The following is a 7,322-nucleotide window of genomic DNA, read 5'->3' as shown; positions in this document are numbered from 1 at the left end:
TCACCATCAGCATGCGCAACAGGCGCCGCAGCCAACGGCGACAACCCAAACGTCAAAAACGCCCCAACCGCACTACCGGCACCGAACAGTCGCCGGCTGCTACGCCGACCCTGCCGACCGTTGCTCGAAGTGTTACGCCCTACAGCCATTTGGGTTTTCCTATCTGTGCGGCCCACAGTTTGTGCTAGCTCTGGTTATCTATTGGTTCTGAAACATCGGGTTGCTGGTCAGCAGGCTCAGCCGAAGTAGCCCAACGCCTCGGCGATCTGCTGCGGAATCTCGTTGAGCCACTGGGGAAGCAGCCCGTAGAAGTCGCTGGTGAAGTCGAGCAGGCCGAGGTCGGACAAGCCCATCGCTTCGAACAGAGTGCTGATGTCCACGCTGCCGAAGCCGAGGTCGGTGAGCAGCGAGTTGATCGTCACGCCATCGAGGCCAAGGTTGCCGATGATGGTGTTCAGGTCGTAGTTGTCCAGACCCAGCCAACCGAGGAAGGTGCCCAGACTCGGGTCGCCCAGCACGCTGGTCATCACGTCGGTGATGAAGCTGTCGAGGTACACCTCGTCCAGGCCCAGACCGCCGAGCATGCTGCCGATCGAGACACCGCCCAACAGCTCTTCGATGACCTGGTCCAGGTGCCGGGTGTCGAAGCCCAGGTCGCTGAGCAGGCCGGCGATCGAGATGCCGCTCAACCCGAATCGGTCGATCACCATGTCCAGGTCGATGTTGTTCAGCCCGAGGTTGTCGAGCATCGCCCGGATGTTCAGGTCGTCCAGACCGAGGGCGTCGATCAGGTTGCCCAGAGGAATGCTGCCCATGCCCCAGTCCTCGAACAGGGAGTTCAGCGTGGTGTCGGTCAGCCCCAGCCCGTCGAAGATGCTCGTCATGAGCTCCGCCAACGTCGGGTTGAAGCCCAGGTCGGTGAAGAACTCCTCCAAGGTGACATTGCCGCTCAGGTTGCCCAGCCCGTCGAACAGCGCCTGCATGTCGAAGTTGATGATGCCCATGGCCTGGAGCATCTGGGCCATGGTGATGTTGTAGAAGCCCAGGTTCTGCACCGTTTGGCCAACAGTGTTGGGGCCCAACAGTGCGTTGAGGGTGGGGTTTCCGATCTTATTGATCAGGCTGGCGTTCTCCGGGGAGAGCTCGGCCAGCGGCGTGTCGCCCATACCGGCGATCGTCATCAGCTGGGTGAACCTGATGTCGGTCAGCGGGGTGAGCGGGTCGATGCCGAGTTCGTTCTCACCGACCGGCATCGACTCCAGCAACTCGCCGACTGTCTGAGTGGCCATGGGGCCGAGCAGGTCACCGAGGGTGCTGCCGGGCGGGAAGAAGGAAGACAACAGCTCGAGCAGTCCGGTGCCACCGGTGATATCCGGGCCGAGGAAGCCTTCGTTCATCAGCTCGATCAGCGTCTGGTCGCCGTACTCGCCCAAGATGCCGGTGAGCGAGCCGACAGTGATGCCGCCCAGGCCGATCTGCTCGAAGAACTCGGTCAGCGGCGGGTTGCCCATCGAGTCCCGCAGCAGGCCACCGACAGTCCAGGTCGGGTCGACCAGGCTGGACAGGGACTCGCTGCCCTGAGCGCCGAGCAGATCCTTGATCAGCCCGCCCACGGTCTGGTCGTCGCCGCCGACCAAGCCGAGGATCAGCTCGGAGAGGGTGGGGTTGCCGATCCCGACTTCCGGGGAGTTGAGCAGGGCGATCAACAGGCTCGCGATCGAGTCGTCCGGGCTGATGCCGCCGAGGTCGGTCAGCAGGTCGGCGATCGTCGGGTTGCCGATTCCCGCCTCGTTGAACAGTCCGATCAGCAGGTTGGACAGGCTCTCCGTGCCGATCCCGAACTCTTCGAGCAGGTCCACCGGCGTCATGTGGCCATAGCCGACCTGGTCGAGCAGATCGATGATCAACGTGTCCAGCGGCGTGTCGCCGATACCGGCCTGGGTGAGCAGGTCGGTAATGGTCGAGTTGCCCAGGCCGGAGGCGTCGACAATGGTGCCGATGTCAATGCTGATGCCGGGCTGAGCCGGGGTGAGGATCCCGTTGAACAGCGGGATGCTGAAGCCCAGAAAGTCGAAGCTGGAGGAGCCGTTGAGGAAGGCGTCCAGCAGGGTCGCCGGCGCGCCCATCAGGGCGGAGAGCGCCCCCATCGGGTCGCTGAAGTCGAAGATCTGCTGTATCAGCTGCTGCATCGCGTTGAAGACGTTGATCATCGGGCCCATGCTGGTGAGCAGCGAAGTCGCCCAGAGCGGCAGTTGCAGGTCGACATCGACCGGGAAGGGCAATGCCTGAACGTCAAGGCCGGGCAGCGGGTTGGTGAAGATGTTGATGACGTCCGGGATGCCGGCCAGCGCCTGCTGGGGGTTGGTGAAGATATGAACCATCAGCCCCCACATGTCGACTGAGTTCTGGTTCAGCGCCTGCAGGTTGGCGGTGGTGTTGGCGAACAGGTCCGTCCAGGGCGAGAAGAAGTCCGTCAGCACCACGTCCCGCTGCTGGACGACCGCAAGCTCATGCTGCAGCTGCGGCAGGTGCGACGCGACCGGCGGCGCGGCGACCAGGCCCACACCGACGATCGCCAGCCCGGTGGTGACGTACGGACGAAGTGTTTGCTGCATGATGCCCTCCCGGACAGAAGTTCCGAAGTTGTCTTGTCGCTTAGCCACCGAGGATCTCCGCAATCTGGTTCGGCAGGCCGTCGATGAAGTAGGCCATCGAGCCGAAGAACTCTTCGATCTGCGCGTTGATCAGGGTGAGATCACCCAGGCCCAGCGAGGCGAGCAACTCGTCGACGGTCTGGGCGCCGAAGTCGCCGAGCAGTGAACTCAGGGTCGCGGACCCGAACAGCGAGTCGACCAGCTCGTTCAGGGTCTGGCTGCCCAGGCCGGCGAACGCCTCACTGATGGTCGTGGTGCCGAAGAACTGGTCGAACAGGTCGCTGAGCGACTGACCGCCGATGCCGAACTCGTTGAGCATGTCGTTGAGGCTCTGGGTGCCCAGCGCCTGGCTGATGATGTCGTTGAGGTGCATGCTGCCCAGGCCGCCGTCGTCGAGCGCGTTGGCCACGGTCTGGTCACCGAGGAACTGGTTGAGCAGGTCGGACAGGTGCTGGTCGCCGATGCCCGCGTCGTTGAGCATGTCGACGATGGTCACGTTGGACGGCACCATCTGGTCGATCAGCTGGGCGAGGGTGGTGTTGCCCATCACTCCGAGCAACTCCGACAGCGGCTGGTTGGGCAGGCTCGACAGCACCAGCTCGCTCAGGGTCTGGTCGCCCATACCGCCCTGAAGGAGCATGTCGCCCAGCGTCATCGAGAAGTTGGCCTGGATCACTTCGACCAGCGATTGGTTGCCCATGTCGCCGAGCAGCGAAATGAGTGGCGAGTTCAACATGCCCTGGTCTTCCAGAATGCTGCCGATGGTCGTTCCGGCCAGCGCTGAGGCCAGCGTTGTGTCGCCGCCCTTGTCCAGCGGCGTGGCGCCGGAGGCGGCGAGGAAGTCGTCGATGGTGAGGTTGCCGATCAGCCCCATGCTGTTCAGGTTGCCGACCAGCGCGCCCAGCGAGAAGTTGGTGAGGCCCATCAGGTCGGTGAGGTCCTTGACCGTGACGGTGCCGAAGCCCGCATAGTCGAGAACGTCGGCCATCGAGGTGTCGCCCGCAGGGCCGAGGACAGCGGCAGCCAGTGCGCCGAGGTCGGCGTCGGCCAGGCCGGCCTGACTCAGCAGGTCCATGATGGTCTGGTTGCCCAGGCCCAAGCCGTTGAGGAGCGAGCCCACGAACTCGTGGGTGGTCTGTTGGCCGATGCCCATCGCGTCGAGCAGGGTCGCCGGTGTGGAGCCGCCGAGGCCCAGCGCGTCGACCGCGGTGGTCAGCAGGCCGTTCAGCGTCAGGTCGCCGGCGCCGATCGTGTCGAGCAGGCCGCTGACCGTCGGGTCACCGATGCCCAGGGCGTTGAACACCGTCATACCCAGGTCGGCCAACTTGAGGTCGGCCAGGCCGACGTCGCCGGCGATGTCGTTGATGGTCGGGTTGTTGAAGCCCAGCGCCTCGGTGAAGTCGATCACCAGGTCGGCGACCTGAACGTTGCCGATGCCGATCTGGTCCATGATGTCGGCGATGGTGGGGTTGCCGATGCCCAGCGCGTCGGTCAAGGTCGACAACACGCTGGCGACCTCCAGGTCGCCGAGCCCGAGCGTGTCGAGCAGGTCGACAGGGGTCTGGTCGCCGAGACCGACGGCGTCCAGCACGCCGGTCAGCATGTCCGCGATCGACAGGGTGCCGATCCCGGTCTGGTCGAGCAGGCTGGAGATGGTCTCGTTGCCGATGTTCAGCTCGTTGACCAGATCGCCCGCGGTCATGTCGATGACCAGGTTCTGGCCGGGGACCAGGATTCCGTTGAAGGCGGGGACCTGGATGCCGAGCACATCGACGGTGCTCGTGCCGTTGAGGTAGGCGTCGAGCAGTCGCGCCGGCGCGGTGAACATCGCCGCGAACGGGTCGAGCGGGTCACTCGGGTTGAAGATCTGGTTGAGGATGTCCTGATAGGCGTCGTGCACCGTGATCATCGGGCCGATGAAGCCCATCCCGATCGTCAGGATCGGCGAGAGCAGGATCATGATCGGGTCGCTGCCGCTGACCTGCGGCATGATGCTGCCCAGCCAGTCGAAGACCTCGGGCAGCCGGCTCAGCGAGCTCGGGTCGGTGAAGATCTGCTCGAACAGATTTCCCCAGCCGTTGTCGGACCCCATCGCCACCAGGTTGGCGGTGGTGTTGGTGAACAGGTCCGTCCACGGCCCAAAGAAGTCCGCCGTGAGCTGGACAGCATGGCGCTCGACGCTCTGTAGCGCCTGGCGGGCCTCGGCGGGGTGCCTCAGGACCGCGGTGGGGACCGCGGCGTTAACCGCAATTAAGGCGGCACCCGCAATGGCGACGCCGGGGGTGACGTACGGGCGAAGCGCCAACTGCATCATGCTCTCCTATGACCACTGACTACGGACGTTGCTTAAACTTACATGAGTTTTCCGTTTTGTCTAACCGAAATTTTGTAAGGAACGAGTTCATCAAAACCCGGGCCATATTGCTCGTGATGCGATAGATGTCCATGGCGCCGGAAACCTGTATTCCCATGTCGCAACAGAGTCCATGTGATAGGGGTCGCAGGACTTATGCCCTGCTCATGTGACCCAGGACATGCTGAGGCAACGAGATGTCTCTACTTGGGAGATCTCAGATCTGTTAGACGTCTCAGGAATGCTGAGCTGTGGCTTCTACTAGCCTTGCAGGCCCTTAGATTCCCGCAGACGCTTCGCCAACCCGGTCGCTGCGAGCTGCATCAGGCCGGATAGCAGCGCACCCTTGACGTCGGGGGTGTCGTCCGGCGCCATCGGCTCCTGCCAGTGCGCCAGCGCAACCAGCTCGCCGGCGACGTACTGGTCGCGGCACGCACTGCGCTGGATCTTGCCGCTGGTGGTGGTCGGTATCCGCATCGGCTTGAGCAGCATGACGGCCTGTGCGTCGATGCCGTGGTTGGTGCGGACCGCCGTCCGGATCGCTTCGATCAGGTCGTTCGGGTCGACTCCCGCGGCTTCGTGCCGGTGCACCTCCTGCACCACCACCAGGTACTCCGGGGCGTGGCGCTTGGTCGGCAGCTGGAACGCCGCACCGCGTCCGGGCAGCAGCGCCGGGTGGCAGTCCTGCACGGTCATCTCGATGTCGTTGGGGTAATGGCTGCAACCGCCGATGGTCATCAGGTCCTTGCACCGGCCGGTTATGAACAGTTCGTCGGCGCGGAAGAATCCCAGGTCGCCGGTGCGCAGGTAGGGGCCGCTGGATTCTTGGCCGGGGTCGGCCAGCCGAGCGTGGAAGGCATGCTCGGTCTCCTCCGGCCGCTCCCAGTAGCCCACCGCGACGCTGGGCCCGGCGACCCAGATCTCGCCGACCTCGTCGGGCCCGCACCGCAGCCGGGTCTCCGGGTCCACGATGAGAACGTCTTGGCCGCCCTGCCGACTGCCGCAACCCACCAGGGTGACCACGGAGTCGGCCGCCATGTTTTCAGAGGCGTCGATGGCCGCCTCCACAACCCGGTCCTCGCCGAGCGCGGTGCGGTCGATGTGCCGGATCACCGGCACCGCGGAGTCCGACATTCCCGACACCCCCAGCGTCGCCTCGGCCAGGCCATAGGCCGGGCGGAACGCCTCCGCCCGGAAACCGGCCGGCGCGAACTTCTCGCTGAATGCCTGCAGTGTCGCCGCGCTGATCGGACCGCCGCCGATAATCGCTTCCGACCAGTGCGACAGATCCAGTTCGGCGACTTGCTCCGCGGTGGTGCGCTTGACGCATGCGTCGTAGGCGAAGTTGGGTCCGGCGCTGATCCCCGCCCGGGACCTCGAGATCGCCTGCAGCCAGCGGATGGGGCGCATCATGAAGGCGCTCGGTGACATCAACACGGTGGTACCGCCGCCGTAGAGCGTGCCCAGGATGCCGCCGACAAAGCCCATGTCGTGGTACTGCGGTAGCCAGGACACCCCGCTGATCGCGCTGTCGAACACCGGATCGTCGGACTGCGGGTCCCACGCCTGCAGGATGCCCTGCAGGTTGTGCAGGTAGTTGCGGTGCGTGAGCACGCAGCCCTTCGGCACCCCGGTGGAACCCGAGGTGTACTGGATCATCGCGACGGTGTCTCCGTCGATCTCCGGCGGCACCCAGGCCGCCGGGTCACCCTGGCTGTCATCCATCAGCAACCAAGTCAAGCCCGGCCCCTCGGCCAGCTCGTCCACCGCGGCCTGCAACTTGGCTTGGGTCTTGGTGGTGGCCAGCGCGAAACGTGCGTGCGCTTCGGGGACGACGGTCTCGACCCGCCGGGCCGCCCAGTGCTCGTCGACCGGAACCGCGACGGCACCGGCGTAGAAACAGCCGAACAGTCCGGCGATGCTGTCTATCCCGGGACGGCACAGCACGAGGACTCGCTCACCGGCGGCGCCCTGGCTCTGCAGCCTCGCTGCGATCGAGCGGGCGCGCCTGTCCAGTTCGCGGTAGGTGACGCGGCTTTCTTCTATGTCGCCTTCCGGGCAGAAGATGAACGCCGGCATGTCCTGAAGACTTGCGGACCGCTGGCGCAGCAGATCGACCAGAGTGTCTGGGACGGAAGAGGTCGTGGATGTCGTCAGTTCTGCCATCTTCTGGTTCTGCCTTAGGGGTGGGTCGGTGATCGCCCACAGCGTAGCGGCGATCGCAAGGCCGGCGGAGCCGGACGAAGCGGATCGACGCCATCGGGTCAGCGGCGATCGCAAGGCCCGCGGAGCCGGACGAAGCGGATCGACGCCGG

The 7,322-nt window shown here is 64.9% G+C and carries 3 protein-coding genes; all 3 read right to left on the bottom strand.

Features of this window, described 5'->3' with window-relative positions; genetic code table 11:
* Positions 1-236 precede the first annotated feature (236 nt).
* Positions 237-2,615 (bottom strand): hypothetical protein, encoded by a 2,379-nt coding sequence (locus tag AWC16_RS18995; RefSeq protein WP_085266303.1) that lies wholly within the window; start codon positions 2,613-2,615, stop codon positions 237-239.
* A 40-nt stretch (positions 2,616-2,655) separates the two neighbouring features.
* Complete coding sequence (locus tag AWC16_RS18990; protein ID WP_085266302.1) at positions 2,656-4,965, bottom strand: autotransporter outer membrane beta-barrel domain-containing protein; 2,310 nt, start codon at positions 4,963-4,965, stop codon at positions 2,656-2,658.
* A gap of 303 nt (positions 4,966-5,268) precedes the next feature.
* Entirely contained in the window at positions 5,269-7,086 is a 1,818-nt protein-coding gene (locus tag AWC16_RS18985; RefSeq protein WP_234812349.1) for a fatty acyl-AMP ligase, read from the bottom strand.
* Positions 7,087-7,322 lie beyond the last annotated feature (236 nt).

It is taken from the genome of Mycolicibacter longobardus, from assembly GCF_002102265.1.
In the GTDB taxonomy this organism is placed as follows: domain Bacteria; phylum Actinomycetota; class Actinomycetes; order Mycobacteriales; family Mycobacteriaceae; genus Mycobacterium; species Mycobacterium longobardum.
This window is presented reverse-complemented; position numbering and strand designations above follow the sequence as displayed.